Source organism: Actinorectispora metalli (assembly GCF_056323685.1).
Genome location: NZ_JBREYE010000002.1, coordinates 170,069 through 185,430 on the forward strand (window position 1 = coordinate 170,069; position 15,362 = coordinate 185,430).

General features: G+C 65.8%; 13 protein-coding genes. 11 read left to right on the forward strand and 2 right to left on the reverse strand.

Annotated elements, in window-relative coordinates; genetic code table 11:
• Positions 1 to 104: 104 nt before the first annotated feature.
• Both ACU6XJ_RS21095 and ACU6XJ_RS21100 read left to right on the forward strand, forming a co-directional pair.
• A complete protein-coding gene (locus ACU6XJ_RS21095; RefSeq protein WP_476314401.1) occupies positions 105 to 1,217 on the forward strand; it encodes an abortive phage infection protein in 1,113 nt (370 codons plus the stop codon).
• Positions 1,217 to 2,581 (forward strand): condensation domain-containing protein, encoded by a 1,365-nt coding sequence (locus tag ACU6XJ_RS21100; protein ID WP_476314403.1) that lies wholly within the window; start codon positions 1,217 to 1,219, stop codon positions 2,579 to 2,581. Before ACU6XJ_RS21095 ends, ACU6XJ_RS21100 begins: the two co-directional genes overlap by 1 nt.
• A gap of 42 nt (positions 2,582 to 2,623) precedes the next feature.
• On the opposite strand, the gene ACU6XJ_RS21105 is transcribed toward ACU6XJ_RS21100, so the two are convergent.
• Together ACU6XJ_RS21105 and ACU6XJ_RS21110 are read right to left on the reverse strand one after the other, a co-directional pair.
• The gene (locus tag ACU6XJ_RS21105) at positions 2,624 to 4,174 is read right to left on the reverse strand and encodes a 4-hydroxyphenylacetate 3-hydroxylase family protein (protein ID WP_476314404.1); all 1,551 of its coding nucleotides are present in this window, start codon (positions 4,172 to 4,174) and stop codon (positions 2,624 to 2,626) included.
• A 6-nt stretch (positions 4,175 to 4,180) separates the two neighbouring features.
• Complete coding sequence (locus ACU6XJ_RS21110; protein WP_476314406.1) at positions 4,181 to 4,870, reverse strand: O-methyltransferase; 690 nt, start codon at positions 4,868 to 4,870, stop codon at positions 4,181 to 4,183.
• A gap of 1,018 nt (positions 4,871 to 5,888) precedes the next feature.
• Here ACU6XJ_RS21110 and ACU6XJ_RS21115 point away from each other — a divergent pair.
• The 9 genes from ACU6XJ_RS21115 to ACU6XJ_RS21155 all read left to right on the forward strand — a co-directional run bounded on the left by ACU6XJ_RS21115 (position 5,889) and on the right by ACU6XJ_RS21155 (position 15,356).
• Positions 5,889 to 6,902 (forward strand): methyltransferase, encoded by a 1,014-nt coding sequence (locus ACU6XJ_RS21115; protein ID WP_476314409.1) that lies wholly within the window; start codon positions 5,889 to 5,891, stop codon positions 6,900 to 6,902.
• On the forward strand, positions 6,889 to 8,148 hold the full coding sequence (locus ACU6XJ_RS21120) for a cytochrome P450 (RefSeq protein ID WP_476318562.1): 1,260 nt from the start codon (positions 6,889 to 6,891) through the stop codon (positions 8,146 to 8,148). Before ACU6XJ_RS21115 ends, ACU6XJ_RS21120 begins: the two co-directional genes overlap by 14 nt.
• A 57-nt stretch (positions 8,149 to 8,205) precedes the next feature.
• Entirely contained in the window at positions 8,206 to 9,534 is a 1,329-nt protein-coding gene (locus ACU6XJ_RS21125) for a phenylacetate--CoA ligase family protein (RefSeq protein WP_476314411.1), read from the forward strand.
• Entirely contained in the window at positions 9,515 to 9,736 is a 222-nt protein-coding gene (locus ACU6XJ_RS21130; protein WP_476314414.1) for a DUF6052 family protein, read from the forward strand. The genes ACU6XJ_RS21125 and ACU6XJ_RS21130 overlap by 20 nt, the downstream gene beginning before the upstream one ends.
• Positions 9,737 to 9,820: 84 nt before the next feature.
• Positions 9,821 to 11,104 (forward strand): acyltransferase family protein, encoded by a 1,284-nt coding sequence (locus ACU6XJ_RS21135; protein WP_476314417.1) that lies wholly within the window; start codon positions 9,821 to 9,823, stop codon positions 11,102 to 11,104.
• A 30-nt stretch (positions 11,105 to 11,134) separates the two neighbouring features.
• Positions 11,135 to 11,812, forward strand: a complete 678-nt coding sequence (locus ACU6XJ_RS21140; RefSeq protein ID WP_476314419.1) for a flavodoxin family protein — start codon at positions 11,135 to 11,137, stop codon at positions 11,810 to 11,812.
• A gap of 63 nt (positions 11,813 to 11,875) precedes the next feature.
• Positions 11,876 to 13,291, forward strand: a complete 1,416-nt coding sequence (locus ACU6XJ_RS21145; RefSeq protein ID WP_476314421.1) for a phenylacetate--CoA ligase family protein — start codon at positions 11,876 to 11,878, stop codon at positions 13,289 to 13,291.
• Complete coding sequence (locus tag ACU6XJ_RS21150; RefSeq protein WP_476314424.1) at positions 13,288 to 14,757, forward strand: anthranilate synthase component I family protein; 1,470 nt, start codon at positions 13,288 to 13,290, stop codon at positions 14,755 to 14,757. The genes ACU6XJ_RS21145 and ACU6XJ_RS21150 overlap by 4 nt, the downstream gene beginning before the upstream one ends.
• Positions 14,754 to 15,356 carry an anthranilate synthase component II gene (locus ACU6XJ_RS21155; RefSeq protein WP_476314427.1) on the forward strand — a complete coding sequence of 201 codons (603 nt, stop codon included), beginning with the start codon at positions 14,754 to 14,756 and terminating at the stop codon, positions 15,354 to 15,356. The genes ACU6XJ_RS21150 and ACU6XJ_RS21155 overlap by 4 nt, the downstream gene beginning before the upstream one ends.
• The last annotated feature ends 6 nt before the right edge of the window (positions 15,357 to 15,362 follow it).

Below are 15,362 nucleotides of genomic sequence, written 5' to 3' on the forward strand. Positions count from 1 at the left end.
AGGATCCGGTTCGCGGGAGACCGCAATGGGGGAGGCGTGCCGATTCCTGCTGGCTGCGATGGTGGGGCCGGTGGATCGGCGACAGCAATGGAGGTGATGGTGGCGTGCGGAGTGACATCGGATTACGCAGTGCGGGGCTTGCTTATCGGGGCGTTTCCTATGACACCGGATCCAATTTTGAGACAGGTCAGGGTGAATTGTCCCGGGTGGTATGGGACAAGGCGAGGATGTTGGATGAAGTTGGTGCCATCAGCGAGCGGCTGCACTGCAATTCGATCACGGTCTATGGAACCGATCTGACTCGGTTGGCCGAAACGGCGGCTGCTGCCGTGGAACGCGGCCTGCATGTCTGGTTGCAGCCCAGGCTGCTCGATCGGCCGCAACGGGAGATCCTGGAGCATCTCGCCGAGGCCGCCAGGGTGGCGGAACGTCTGCGTGGACAGGGCGCGAGCATCGCCGTCATCGCCGGTAGCGAACACCTCGTCGTGACGCCGGGAATCGTGCCGGGTGAGGCCTACCACGAGCGAATGGCGAACCTTTTCCCCGACGTGGAGCACAACTTCCTGGTACCGACCGGAACGATTGACATGGCGGAGGCCAACACGCGGCTGAACGAGTTCCTCGACAGGGCGGTTCAGGTAATTCGTCAGCAGTTCGGCGGTCAGGTGACTTACTCTGCTCCGCCTTTCGAGGATGTGGACTGGAGCCGATTCGACCTCATCGCGTTGACCTACCTGTATTCCTACCACCCCACGCGCCAGGGCTACGTCGACGAGTTGACCGCTTACCACAGGTGGGGATTGCCGATCGTGATCACCGAATACGGGACCGCCAGCTACGCGGGCGCCGTAGAACGGGGCATCATGTGCTTCGACGTGGTGGCGCGGGACAAGCCACAGCCCACGGTCTTGGACGGCTATGTACGAGACGAGCGGGTGCAGGCCGAATTCCACCTGCGGATGCTGGAGATCTTCGAGCAGTCCGGGGTTATCGGGGCCTCCCCCTTCGAGTTCATCCACCCGACCCATCCGCATTCCAGCGACCCGGCGCTCGACCTGGACATCGCCAGCACGTCGATCGTCAAGACGATCCGGGACCGATATGACGATCCGGCATCCGGCTATCGCTGGGAGCCCAAAGAGTCCTTCCACGCCATCGCCGAGTACTACGCGGCTGCCCGCGCACGGGAGACGGTTTCCACGAAGGGGAGTGGCTGATGGTGAATCCAGTTGCCGACCTACCACGAATTCCCCTGTCGTTGGAACAGGACTTCATGCGGGTGCAGTTCGAAACGGACGGCTCGGCTGGTCTGCGTAGCAGGCCGGTGGCCGGGGACAGTTGGCGACTGACCGGCAAGGTCGACACCGCTGCCCTCGAGTCGGCGCTCGCGGATGTGGTTGCCCGGCATGAGGTTCTGCGGACCTCGGTGGTCAGCGGCCCCGACGGGTGGGCACAACAGATCCACCCACCATCTATGCCGGTGCTGGTGATCCACGACCTTCCGACGCACGACATCCGGTCCCGCGATGAGGTGGCGGAGGCGTTCGACGCGGAGTTCTACGCGGAACCGATCGAGGACGTCGACGCGCAGCCGGTGTTGCGTGCGCATCTCGGACGGCTGGACGATGATGATTCGATCCTGGTGCTCAGCGGTTACGTCATGCTGCTGGACGTGTGGTCCCTGCACCTGGTGTTCCGGGACCTGATGGCGTGTTATGCGGCTCGCTGCCAGGGCCAGGAGCCTCGATTGCCCGCCGTACGCCAGTACCGCGACTACATCGACGGGCAACAGGAACAGCTTCGGAACAACAGCGTCGAGGCTGCCTGTGCCTACTGGCGGGACAAGCTGACGGGTGCGCGGCCGATGGCGCTGACCGCCGACCACGAACCCGCGCCGGGTCCGTCGAAGGGCTGTCGCTGGAACCGGTTCCCGATCGAGGCGGAACTGGGCACGCGGATCCTGGAATTCGCCCGGTCCGCGCGTAGCTCCCCTTTCATGGTGTTGTTCTCGGTCTACCTGGTGCATCTGCGTCGGCTCACCGACGCCACCGACGGCGTGGTCTGGACGTTGTCTCCCGGTCCCGGTCGCCGCGATCGCGCGGTGGAGGACATCGTGGGTTACTTCGTGAACATGTTCCCGATGCGCACCGATATCCAGGGCTGTGTGACCTTTCACGACGTGCTGGCACGGGTTCGGGCGACCTGTATCGAGGCGATTCCTCATGAGATCCCGTTTATCCAACTGGCGCAGGGGATTCCGGACATCATCGGTAATTTGGAAAAGGGTGGCATGGTCGTCCCCGGATTCCAGATGGCGCCGACCACCTTCATGCCGCGTGTGCAGGCGGGATCGGAGTTGACCGGTACCGCGTTGTTGCGGCGGGCGCCGCTGTCGGTGGGACCGGATATCCCCGACGACGCGATCCTGTGGAACTTCGAGATCGGGCCTGGGGACGAGATGATCGGTACGGTGGTGAGCAGCTTCGATCGTTTCGAGCAGGACACCATCGACGCCATGATCGCTGATTTCTGCTCGGTGCTGCGCACCGCGATCGACGCTCCGGACGCCCCTCTGCGGTGACACCGTGGCAGGCCGGTCCGTGGGGCCGGCCTGCCACGGGTCTCAGCCGTCCAGCAGGCCCTTCCGGATTCCTTGAAGTTCGGTGAACGTACTCAGGTCCGGTACCCGCCAACCGTCCAGGTCGTACTCGTCCATGCACTCGTCCACGAAGGCCTTGTACCCGTCCACCTGGCCATTGGCGAGTTGTGCGGTGAGCAGTTCCACCCGGGTGTTCTCGTGGTTTCCCGCGTAGTTGCGCTCGTACAGTTCGTGTCGCCCACCGAACTCGCTACCTACGGCGTCCCACAGCAGTTTCATCGTCTTCATCCGTTGGACCGAGTCGATACCGTTCGATCCACGGAGGTACCGGTCCAGGTAGGGCCGGATGTCCGGGTTGTGGAAGTCCTCCGCGCTGGAGTTGACGTAGATCAGCCCACTCGCCACATCCTGCTGGATGATCTCCCTGACCCGGGGATACCCCAGCTGCATGAACCACCGGTAAGCCAGCCCGTACTGCGGATTGGGCAGCACCGCGCCGTTACGCCATGGCACCGGATTGCGAGCCGCCGCGTCGGACAGGGCCCAGAACAGGCTGCACCATGCCAGCACCTCGCCCAGCCGGGTCTGCACACCGCGGAAATCCTGGGTGCCGGTGGTCTCCAGGGCCTTGGCCAATAGGCCTGCCAGGAACTCCAGCTTCACCGCGAGGCGGGTACACCCGTGGAAGGTGAATCGCTCGGGGAACCCGGAACGCCCGGTGAACATCGCGGCCTTGCCCAGGTCGCCGTAGATGAACACGTTCTCCCACGGGATAAGGACCTTGTCCAGTACGAAGATCGTGTCGTTCTCGTCGAGCCGGGAGGACAGCGGGTAGTCGAAGGGGCTGCCCATGACGGCCGCGGTGGCCGAATACGAGGGGCGGCAGATCAACTTCACCCCTGGTGCGTCCAGGGGCACGGTGGCCACCAGGGCGAACTTGCGGTCCCTGATCGGCAGGCCGTAGTGCGCGATGAACGTGTGATGGGTCAGGGCCGCACCCGTGGCGACGACCTTCGCGCCGCTGACAATGAGGCCGGCGTCGGTCTCTCGTTCCACATGGACGAACACGTCCGCCACTTCCTCCGGCGGACGGCTGCGGTCCACGGGCGGGTGCACGATGGCGTGGCTCCAGTACAGCACCTTCTCCTGCGCTTCCCGATACCAGCGCCGGGCGTTGTCGGCGAACGGCTCGTAGAACTCGGCGTTGGCGCCGAGGGTGCCGAGGAAGGAGGCCTTGTAGTCCGGGCTCCGTCCCATCCAGCCATAGCTCAGCCGCGCCCACTCGGCGATGGCACGCTGATCGGCGACAAGATCATCGGCATTGTGCGGTGTGGTGAAGAACCGGTGCGTGTAGCCATCACCGCCCGCGTCGGTCGCTGTGGTGATCACGTCCCGTCTCGCGGGATCGTGCAGGGAGTCGTAGAGCCGGGCGGTCATTCGGATGGGGTTGTGGAAAGCCGGATGTCGGGTGATGTCCTTCACCCGCTCGCCGTGAAGAAACACCTCCCGGTCGTCGCGCAGACTGTCGATGTACTCCTGGCCGCTGAGCGGTCGTGTCGGCTGTTGTGCGGTCATCTCGGTTCATCTCTTCCTGGCGATGGTGAGCCCGTCGGCGATGGGCAGCATCACCGTGTCGAACCGGTCGTCCGCGGCGAGTTCGGCGTTGACGGCGCGCAGCGCAGTGGCGCACAGTCGCATGAGCGGCGTACCAGCCAGTTCCGGATCCAGCACATAGCCGTCGAGCAGGACGTTGTCCACGATGAGCAGGCCCCCTGACCGCAGCAGCGGAACGGCTGCCCGGATGTACTTGGGGTAGTTGAGCTTGTCGGCGTCGATGAAGACGATGTCCGCTGTGGTGTCGGCGGGCAGACCACGCAGGGTGCGTTCGGCTGGGCCGCGATGGAAGTCGATGAGCTCTGCCACGCCTGCCCGTCGCCAGTGCTCGCGGGCGATGGGTTCCCATTCGTCTGTCACATCGCAGGTGATCACCCTGCCGCCCGGCGGCAGGCCGAGGGCGAAGGACAACGCGGACAGACCGGTGAACGTGCCGATGTCGATCACCGTCATCGGCGAGATGATCCTGGTGAGCATGGTCAGCAGCGCTGCCTGCTCGGTGGGCACCATCATGCCCGCGGCGGCGCCGATCGTCGCCGTCCGCACGGCCAGGTCCCGGATCGCGGGATGTGGGGGAGTGCAGGAGCCGAGCAGGTAGTCGCGCACTGCCTGGTTGACCGGGACATGTTTGCCTTCCGGCAGCCCAGCAGCATTCACGTCGTCCTCCGTCAGTGCGGGAATACTCGATCCAATCGCTGTGAACAGTCCTAATCGGGATTGTCGCAGCGGATCGACTGCGATCGCATCTTCACACGTGCGCTGAATTCGGGATCGCTGAATAGTGTGCTCTGCCCCCCTGCGCGATAGTTTCAGGACGAATATCGACGATACACGAAAAATGACCCCGGATGCGCTGTCGAATTACGCGGCAGCCGCGGTTCCATTGTGGACAGGGTGGAGTAGCGGATTCGTGAGTTGTTGCAGGGATTTCAGGCGACGCCGGCGACGGTGATCACGGGATCCGTTGGACGCAGTCGACCCGGGCATGATCGGCTGGTGGCCTGGTGGGTGAAGCGCTCGTTTCCGCTTGGTCGCGAGTTCGGTTCACCGGGGGAATTCAACGCCCGGCTTCGAGTGTGGTCGCCTGCCGTCGAGGGCAACATCGAGCTGCCGAGAGGCATGATTCAACTACGGTTGACGACGAACGGCGTTGAATGACGAAACCCCCTCAAGAGGGTTACCTGTCGAGGTGTCCGATTGCGGTGTGATGTGCGGAAGAATGTGCTTTCCGGCAGCATCATGCCGGGCCGTTCGACCGCACCGGCCCGCCCGTTGTCCTCCGTGGTGAACGCGACCGGTGCGTCACAGGCCCGGACACGGGTCGGGCTCAGCGGTGCCAGAGGCGGGATGGAAGGCAACGGCCCACTCGCCCAGATGCTTCCGATGAGATCGGTTCTGTTTTTACACGATCATTAAGATTGTCCGTTTCGCCCGAAATGGATATGGTGCGAATCTGCATAGCCCCCTAAATGTGTGTAAAAACTGGAGCTCATGCTGGTCAAAGCCCTCTCATAGCCCTTTGAAGGCATCCGTCAACCGTTTGCGTGGACCATCGGCGGATGGTTGAGAAGCACTATGGAAGAAGTTGTCCTAACCCTCGAATGCCATCCTCAAAGGAGCGTGTCGAAGCCGGATGGATGTGGTGTAGGAGGCCGTGTTGGCAGGCGGGGACACAATGAGCGCTGAATTGTGGGCAATGGCGCATCTGGGCACCGCAATGGCAATTCGCGTGGCGGCGACACTGCGCCTCGCGGACCATCTCCTCGCCGGAGCGCAAACCGCGGCGGAGTTGGCCGAGGTTGTTCGGGCCCATCCGGATGCCCTTGAGCGGCTGATGCGGTTCCTCGCTGCCAAGAACGTGGTGAGCCGAGCGGAGTCCGGGCGGTACTCGCTGGCTGCTCTGGGTGAGCCGCTGCGCAGCGGCCACCCCTCGGGACTGCGGGACATGCTGGATATCGACGGCGCGGTCGGTCGCGCCGAACTGTCCTTCGTCGAGTTGCTGCACAGCATCCGCACCGGAGAGGCGGCCTTCCCCCGTCATTTCGGCCGTTCCTTTTGGGAGGACATGGCATCGGACCCTGCGCGGTCGGCGTCCTTCGACGCCCGGATGGGTGCCGATGTCGCGGTGAGGGGACCCGACATCGTCGCGGGTTTCGACTGGGGGTCGCTTGGCCATGTTGTCGATGTCGGGGGCGGCGATGGTTCGCTGCTGATCGCGATGTTGACCAGGTATCCCGGTTTGCGGGGCACCGTGCTCGACAAGCCCGACACCGCGGAGGTGGCACGCAAGGCGCTGGCGGCAGCGGGCTTCACCGACCGCGCCGATGTGGTGGCGGGCAGCTTCTTCGAGCCCCTGCCGCCTGGCGCGGGAGGTTACGTCCTCTCCTCGGTCCTCCACGACTGGGACGACCGCGCCACCGGGGTGATCCTGAGCCGCTGCGCGGAAGCGGCGGGCCCGCGGGGTGCGGTGTTCATCGTGGAGAGGATCGGCGCCGACGGGAAGTCGCCGCCGCCCGCGATGGACCTTCGGATGCTCGTCTACTACGGCGGCAGGGAACGCGCAGCGACCGAGCTCGTCGCGCTGGCCAGGGCCTGCGGACTCGACATGGTGGCGGTGCACCCGGCGAGCGCACTGTCGATCATAGAACTGCGGGTGCGGGAAGGAACCGCCGGTGATGCGGCCCGCTGAGGCGATTGCCGCTCTGCTGTCCCCGCAGGGGCGCCGAAACCCGTACCCGCACTACGAGGCGGTCCGGGCGCACGGCGGTCTGGTGCGGATCAAGGAGGGCATGCTGGCGGCCGTCGGCTACGCCGAGTGCGCGCAGGCTCTGCGCGAGCCCCTGCTGGCCGTCCAGGACGAGAAGAGCCACGACCTCACCCTCCCCGGTTGGCGCGAGCATTCTTCGCTGCGCGGATTCACCGATTCGATGCTCTACACCAATTCGCCCGACCACGGGAGGATGCGGCGCTTGGTGACAGGAGCGTTCACACCGCGGCGGATAGCCGCCCTGCGACCCGTGGTGGAGCAGTTGGTCGTCCGGCTCCTCGATCGGATGGCGGCCAAGGCAGCCGACGGGTCGCCGGTGGATTTCATGGCGGAGTTCGCGTTCCGGCTCCCGGTCGCGGTGATCGGGCAGTTGCTCGGCGTCCCCGAGGACGACCAGATGTGGTTCCGCAGGGTGTCCGCCGATGTGACCGTCGCGCTGGAGGGCAACACCGACCTGTCGACGCTCGACAAGGCCGATGCGGCGATGGACGCCTTGGCCGCCTACTTCGGTGACCTGATCGACCGCCGCCGCCGAGACAGCGGAGACGACTTGATCAGCGCCCTGGTGCGGGTTCACGACTCCGACGGCGATCGGCTCAGCCGGGATGAACTGGTGGGCAACCTGGTGCTGCTGCTGGTGGCGGGGTTCGACACCACGACCCATCTGCTCGGCCATGCCCTGCACTTGGCTTTCGAGCATCCGGATGTCGCCGCGCGGCTGCGCACCGAACCGGGACTGGCGGCGGGCTTCGTGGAGGAAAGCCTGCGGTTCGAGCCGCCCGTGCAGGCCACCACCCGGTGGGCCGCCGCCGATGTCTCTCTGCTGGGCACCTTGGTGCCCGCGGGCACCAAGGTGCTGCTTCTGTTGGCCGCGGCCAACAGGGATCCCCGTCGGTTCCCGCGGCCGCACCGGTTCGACCCGGATCGGCCCGACAACAAGCCGCTGAGCTTCGGCGGTGGCATGCACCTGTGCGTGGGAGCGGCGCTTGCCCGGATGGAGGCGCAGATCGCGCTGCCCATGCTGCTGCGTCGCTTCCGCGACCTTGCTCCTGCGGGACAGGCCGACTATCGCCCGCGATGGCTGGTGCGCGGCCACCGGACGCTGCCGGTTCTGATCGGCGACGAATGCAGCATTTCGCAAGAAGCAACGCGAACCAGTCCTCGATGACGATATCGACAGTGGGGTTCGACCATCGAACGGCCAGGTTCTAGGTGAGGTGCAATGGTGTCGCCCGAGCGCGTCCGGCCTGGACACGGCGAGTATTGGAATCCGACGACGGAAACCATGCCGCGGGAGGAGTTGGTTCGGTGGCAGTGGCGGAAGCTGCAGCACGCGCTGGCGTACGCGAGGCGCAATTCGAAGTTCTGGCGGGAACGGCTGCCCGATCGCATCGACTCGCTTGACGAGTACTTCGCCCGGGTTCCGTTGCTGTACAAGTCGGATCTCATGACGGCGCAGCACTTGGCGCCGCCCTTCGGCAGTTGGCCGTCCACCGATCCGGCGCTGGCCGCTCGGTACCACCAGACCAGCGGAACCAGTGGCCATCCGCCGATCCGGACGTTCGATACGGCGCGGGACTGGGCGTTCTCGGTGGACACGTTCTGCACGGCGCTGCACGGCATGGGGGTACGCCCTGGTCACCGCGGCATGGCCGCGTTCGGCTACGGGCTGTTCATGGGCTTCTGGGGGATCCACTACGCCTTGGAACGCATGGGATGCATGGTCATTCCGACCGGTGGCCTGGATTCCAAGGTCCGCATCCAGTTGCTGGTCGAGCATCAGATCGAGGTGCTCGGTTGTACGCCCAGCTACGCGATGCGGTTGATCGAGACGGCCAGGGAGATGGGCGTCGACCTGGCGACCGAGGCGAACGTCAAGATCATCCTGGCCGGGGCGGAGCCGCGACCGGACTCGACGACGCAGGCGATCGCCAAGGCCTTCGGAGCCGGCGTGTACAACGCGGCGGGGACGACGGAACTGGGCGCGGTGTCGATGTTCGAATGCCCGACGACGCGCAACTGCTGCCACATCATCGAGTCCGGCGTCATCGAGGAGGTCCTGCACCCGGAGACCCGCCTCCCGGTGGGCTACGGCGAGCAGGGTGTGCGGGTGACCACCGGCCTTGGCCGGGAGAGCCTGCAGATCTTCCGCCACTGGACGGAGGATCTGGTGATCCGGCGGCCATGGCACGAATGTGGTTGCGGCCGGACCTGGGACTGGTACGACGGCGGCATTCTGGGTCGTGTCGATGACCTGAAGAAGATCAGGGGCATTTCGCTCACCCCGGTCATGATCGAGGACGTCCTCCGTGGTTTCCCCGAGGTGAGTGAGCACCAGACCGTGCTGCGTACCGATCGCGGCCTGGACACCGTGCTGTTGCGGGTCGAGGTGGTCGCCGAACCGGGCACCGACATCACGGACCTGCCCGAGCGCATCAGCGATCAGGTCAAGCACGAGATCGGGCTCCGGCCACAGGTGGAGATCGCAGGCAGAGGAACCCTTCCCCGATTCGAGATCAAGGCGGCGAGATTCCATGACGAACGCCAGCGGTGAGCTCACCGAGGACCAGAAACGACGGCTAATCGATTGCTACGCCTCCCTTCAGTGCTTGGAATCCGCCGATATTCCGGCGGTGCGGGCAGCCGTGCGGGCCGCCCTCGCGGAACTGCGGGTGGCGATGTTCGGGCAATTCGTGGATTTCGAGTTCTACGTGATGAAGGACGTCGATCAGCAGTCGGAAACCGTCCGAAGCTGACAGGAATTTCACTGCGACGAATGGTCGTCGCATAGCACCCGGCGCTGGGGGCGGCGGGAAACCACCGAACATGGGGGCTTAACAATGACCACCACCGATGTATTGGACGAGCGCGGCACAGGTGCCGTGCCCACTGCACACAACCCCAGGCTGGGGGGTATTCGCGGTATCTGTGCGTCCCTGGTACTCCTTTATCACGTGGCTTCCACCGGTGGCGTCCTGCCTTTCGTGGATAGGCCGGGAGTTCCGTTCTGGGGCTGGTTGTTCTCCGGACTCGAACTATTCCTGCCGCCGTTCTTCGTCTTGTCCGGTTACCTGTTGTTCCGCCCGTTCGTCAGGTCCGCGCTTCGCGGTACGGCGACACCATCTGGCGGCCAGTTCCTGGTGCGGCGCGCGTTGCGGCTGCTACCCGCGTACTGGTTGGTCCTGGCCGTGGCGTTGCTGACGCTGAACCTGTACTCCATCACCGGGATCTGGTCGGTGCTGCGTCCGGTGCTGTTGCTGCACTCGTTCCGGATGGCCGACTGGCCCGCGGGCATTGAGCCGACGTGGACGGTGACCACCGAGTTCGCGTTCTACCTCGCCCTGCCCCCGCTCGCCTGGCTCATCGGCCGGTACGCCCGCCGGGCCGCCGACCCGTGGGCACGGACGCGGCGGGTGTTGGTCGGGTTGATCCCCCTCGTGGTCATCGGCTGGGGCTGGCACGTGTACTGCAGCTTGCCGTCGGTACGGGTCGACACCCAGTACGGCGTGACCGACCTGGCCTTCTGGCCGCCGCACTACGTCGGTCCGCTGGCCATCGGTATGGCCTTGGCGACCTTGGCCGCCTATGCGGATGTGACGGGACGGAGCCCCGGATTCTGGAGACTGGTGCGCAAGTGGCCGAACTTGTGCTGGCTGATCGCCCTTGGCGTCTACCTGCTGAACCTGGCCAAGCCGCTCGGTGAGCAGTTCGGGTTGGACGCATGGTCGGTGGCGCAGCTACAGCTGGACCATCTGCTGGCCCTGCTGTTCTCCGGTCTGCTGATCGCTCCGCTGACCGTGCCGGAGGTGCGCTCTCGGCTGGCGGACATCACGCTGACCAACCCCGTGGTGGGTTTCCTCGGTCGCATCTCCTACGGCCTCTACCTCTGGCACGTCGTCGTGCTCGACTTCGCGGTGGGTGAGGGCAACATCAACGGCCGCACCGCGCCGATGAACCAGTTCGAAATCGTGGAGGCGGGATACCAGATCGGGTTCTTCCCACTGTTGATCATCGTCGGTTTGGGCACGGCCGCGGCCGCCACAGTGAGCTACTACCTGGTCGAACAGCCGATCATCCGGTATGGAAAGCGGCGGCTGCGACGCACGCCCGCGCCCTCGGCGTAGTCGGCGACTGGTGAGAGGGGGGGGCTTGCGGTGAGTGCGAAACCCAAGAAGGTCGTGGCGATCCACGGTTCGGAGCGATCGGAGGGGAACACCCTCTACGTACTGGAGTATGCCGCGAAGATTCTCGCGACGCGGGGCGTTGAGCTGGAGATCGTGCGGCTGGCTGATCTGCGCATGACCCCGTGCGGACCGTGCGGTGACTGCAACTCCCGCACGGTGCCGTGCGCGGTGCAGGACGACGTCGCCTCGGTGGTGGAGCAGATGGCACTGGCGGACGGAATCCTCTACGCCGCGCCCGTACACGGATTCGGGACGTCCGCGCTGATGCAGGCGTTCATCGAGCGATCCGGCGTCGGGTATCTGCGATTCGAGCGGCCACTGACCAACAAGGTGGCCGGGGTGATCGTGACCGGACGCCGGTACGCCCACACCGAGGTGCACAGCCACCTGGTGACCAACGTCCTGCTCAACCGCATGGTGCTGATCGGCAGCGGATTTCCGGCGATCGTCTACGGCAATCAGCCAGGAGACGCCCAGTACGACGACGAGGGGCTGCAGATGATCGACCGGATGCTTCATCGGATGGTCGACATGATGGAGGTCATCGCCGAACACCGCGAGCTCACCGGACGGGACGGCCTGGACACCGACCGGGCCAACGAACGCGACGACGCCTGGTTCGCCAGCCGTCACTCACCGATCGGCTGAGCGGCCGAGGGCTGCCGGACAACAGTCCCTGTCAAGCCACTGGCACCCACGGAGGCCGAGGCGATGTCAGCTACTCACCTGTCACCCGACTACGAGCGGTTCAGCCGCCGGTATCACGCGCAGGATCTGTCATCCGCAGACTGGCGGGAGTGGTACGCGGCAAGGCTGACCACGGTATTGCGGCACGTCACCAAGAGATCGGATTTCTACCGCGAGCACCTGGCGGGCTTCGATGTGGATGCGATCACCCCAGCCGATCTGCACCGCTTGCCCTTCACCACCAAACAGGATCTGCGCACGGCGATGTACTCGGTGCTGAGCGGGCCGGTGTCCGAGGCGGCGATCTACTACGAGACGACCGGTACCACCGGGGCGGCGATTCCGTGTCCACGCAGCGCGAACGAGATCGCTCAGAGCAACATCCACGTCGAGCAGTCCTGGCGTCGGCTGTTCGCCGACCGGTTCGGTTCCCGGATGCCGGTGATCGCCCTCATGGGCCCGTCGGAGCTGTACGCGTTCGGCGACACCTTCGGCGAGGTGGCTCAGCGGCTCGACTCCTGCCACACCAAGATCTGGCCGGAATCTAGCCGGGTCGGGTTCCAGAAGGCGTTGCGGCTGCTCAAGGAGTTGCGCGCCGAGGTGGTGGTGTGCGCTCCCGCGCTGTGCCTCAGCCTGGCGAAGGCCGCACTGCACTACGGCTACGACCCGCGTACGGACTTCGACATCGGGATGTTCCTCGTGCTCGGCGAGATCTGCACCCCGGAGCTGTCCGACAACATCGCCTCGATCTGGGGCGCGCGGGCGGTGCCGACGTTGTACGGGTCGCAGGAGGCGCTGGCCATCGCCACCGGCTGCGCACAGCGACGGCTGCACCTGTCCGACCCGAACTACCTGGTGGAGCTCATCGAACCCGACGGCGACGCGGTGCTCGGTGGCACCGGGACCGGCGAGCTGTGTCTGACCATGCTGATCGACGGGAGCAAACCGTTGATCAGATACCGGACCGGCGACCTGGTCACGGTCACCGACGAGCGATGTGCCTGCGGCGGAGCAGGATCGCTGATCGACGTGCACGGCCGAGTCGCCGACCGGATCGCCATCGGGCGAGTCGAGTTGCATCCGGCCGAGTTGGAGGCCGCGATCATGCGCGACGTGGTGGGCTGTCTCGGGTACCAGGTGGTGATCGACGGGGGAGCCCGCGGGGAAACGGTCACGGTGCACCTTGACCTGTTACCCGGAATCACCGGTGCTCCCGGCGCGGTCACGGCCAAGGTGGCCGATCGGGTGCGTGCGGCGCTCGGGGTTCCGGTCGAAGTGGTCATCGACGACGAACTCGATCCGGTGACCAATACCGGCGCGTTCGTCAGTTGGAAGGCCGCCAGGATCGTGGACAACCGGTCGGCACCGGACGACGCGGCGCTCATCGCCCGCGAGGTCGCGCATCGCTACGCCATCACCTCGGGTGCGAGCGAGCGATGAAGAGCCAGGACACCGCCGGAATTCCGGTACGCACCGTGCGGCACCCGGTGCCGCGGATCGACGCGTTGCGGGCGTACTCGGCGCTGGCGGAGCGGTTCGGCCGGGAGCAGGTGCACCTGCTGGAGTCGGCGGGTGGGCCGGAGCAGGATCGACGGCACGACTTCACCGGGTTCGGCGTCCTGCTCACCGTGTCGGTGAGCAGTGGGGTGGTGCGGGTGGACGGAGTGCCCGCCGTGCGCGATGCCGTGCTTCGCCGTGTCCGGCCGCTGTTGACGAACATCGGAGGAGAGCTGCGGCTGCCCGCACCCGACCGGCTGTGGAACGTGTTGCGCGCGGTCCGGGACAGCTTCGAGACGGCGGGGTCGGCCGGGTGTTTCCGCTTCGGCTTCCTGGCGCACTTCGGTTACGACGTCGCCGGATACATCGAACGGCTGCCGCGGTTGATCGAGCCGCGGCCCGACCTTCCTGACGTACAACTGGTGCTCTGCCAGGGATACCTGATCTCCGACGTCCGCAGCGGTGAGTCGGAACTGGTGCTCGCCGAGTCCCCGCTGTGGCCTGGCATCGACCCGGCGGACATCACCCGGCGGTTGGCGACGGCGGGACCGCCGCCGCGGACCTCCGGGGAACCGCCGCCTGCCTCCGTGCGCGATGACACCAGCTACGAGGAGTACGCCGAGGCGGTGCGGCAGAGCCTCAAGCACATCGCGGTCGGTGACATCTACCAGGTGCAGATCGGTCACGAGATAGGGATATCGAGCACCATCGATCCGCTGGAGGTGTACCAGCGGCTGCGTGAGCGCAACCCGTCGCCGTATATGTACCTCTCGGCGCTCGCGGGCCACACCGTGATCGGGGCCAGCCCGGAATTGTTCGTCCGGGTGCAGGACGGCACCGTCACGATGCGGCCCATCGCAGGCACGATTCCCCATCGCGGAGACGGCGAGGATGCCGAGGCGGCGCGCTCGCTGCGGAAGGACCCCAAGGAACTCGCCGAGCACACCATGCTGGTGGACCTGTGCCGAAATGACATCGGCCGGATCTGTCTGCGGGATACCCTCGCCGTGCCGCAGGCGCTGGTCGTGGAACGGTTCTCGCACGTGTCCCACCTGGTCTCCACCGTGGTGGGACAGGCGGAACCGGGCAGGGACGCCTTCGACATCATCACCGCGCTGTTCCCTGCGGGCACCATGACCGGCGCGCCGAAGATCCGGGCGATGGAGATCATCGAGGAACTGGAACGCAGCCGCCGGGGGCTGTACTCCGGCGCGATCGGGCTGATCGACGTCGGCGGCTACACCAACCTGGCGCTCTGCATCCGCACCCTGATCCACCGGGACGGGTGCTACCGCGCGCGAGCGTCCGCCGGCATCGTCGCCGACTCCGTCGCCGAGCGAGAGTGGACGGAGACCCTGGCCAAGGCAGGCGCGGCGTACTGGGCGGTCACCGGGAGGGAACTGCGGTGAAAGTGCTGGTTGTGGACGCGTTCGACAGTTTCGTCTACATACTCAAGCAGTATTTGATGTCCGCGGGCGCCGAGCCGGTCGTGGTGCGCAGCAACGCGCTGAGCCTGGCTGAGATGCGTCGTGCCCGTCCGGACGCGATCCTGCTCGGACCAGGACCAGGTAGTCCGGCCGAGTCGGGTCACGTGGAGATCGTCACCGAGTTCGCCGGTGAGATACCGATGATCGGCATCTGCCTCGGGCACCAGGCGATCGGGCTGGCCTACGGAGCCAGCGTGGTGCCGGCGGAGCACCTGATGCACGGCAAGGTCAGCCGCATCCGGCACGACGGCAAGGGACTGTTCGCCGGGGTGAAGCCCGATTTTCCGGCGACCAGGTATCACTCGTTGGTGGTGGTGGAGGAGACCGTGCCGGATTGTCTGGAGGTCACCTCCCGGTCGCTGGACGATGGCTATGTCATGGGGATGCGGCACCGCACCCTGCCGATCGAATCGGCCCAGTTCCACCCGGAGAGCATCTGCACCAGGGGCGGCATGACCATGATCACCAATTTCGTGGCCGCCGTGGGCGGAGTTCCCGACCGGAGGCACGGCGCGGCCTGAGGGAGA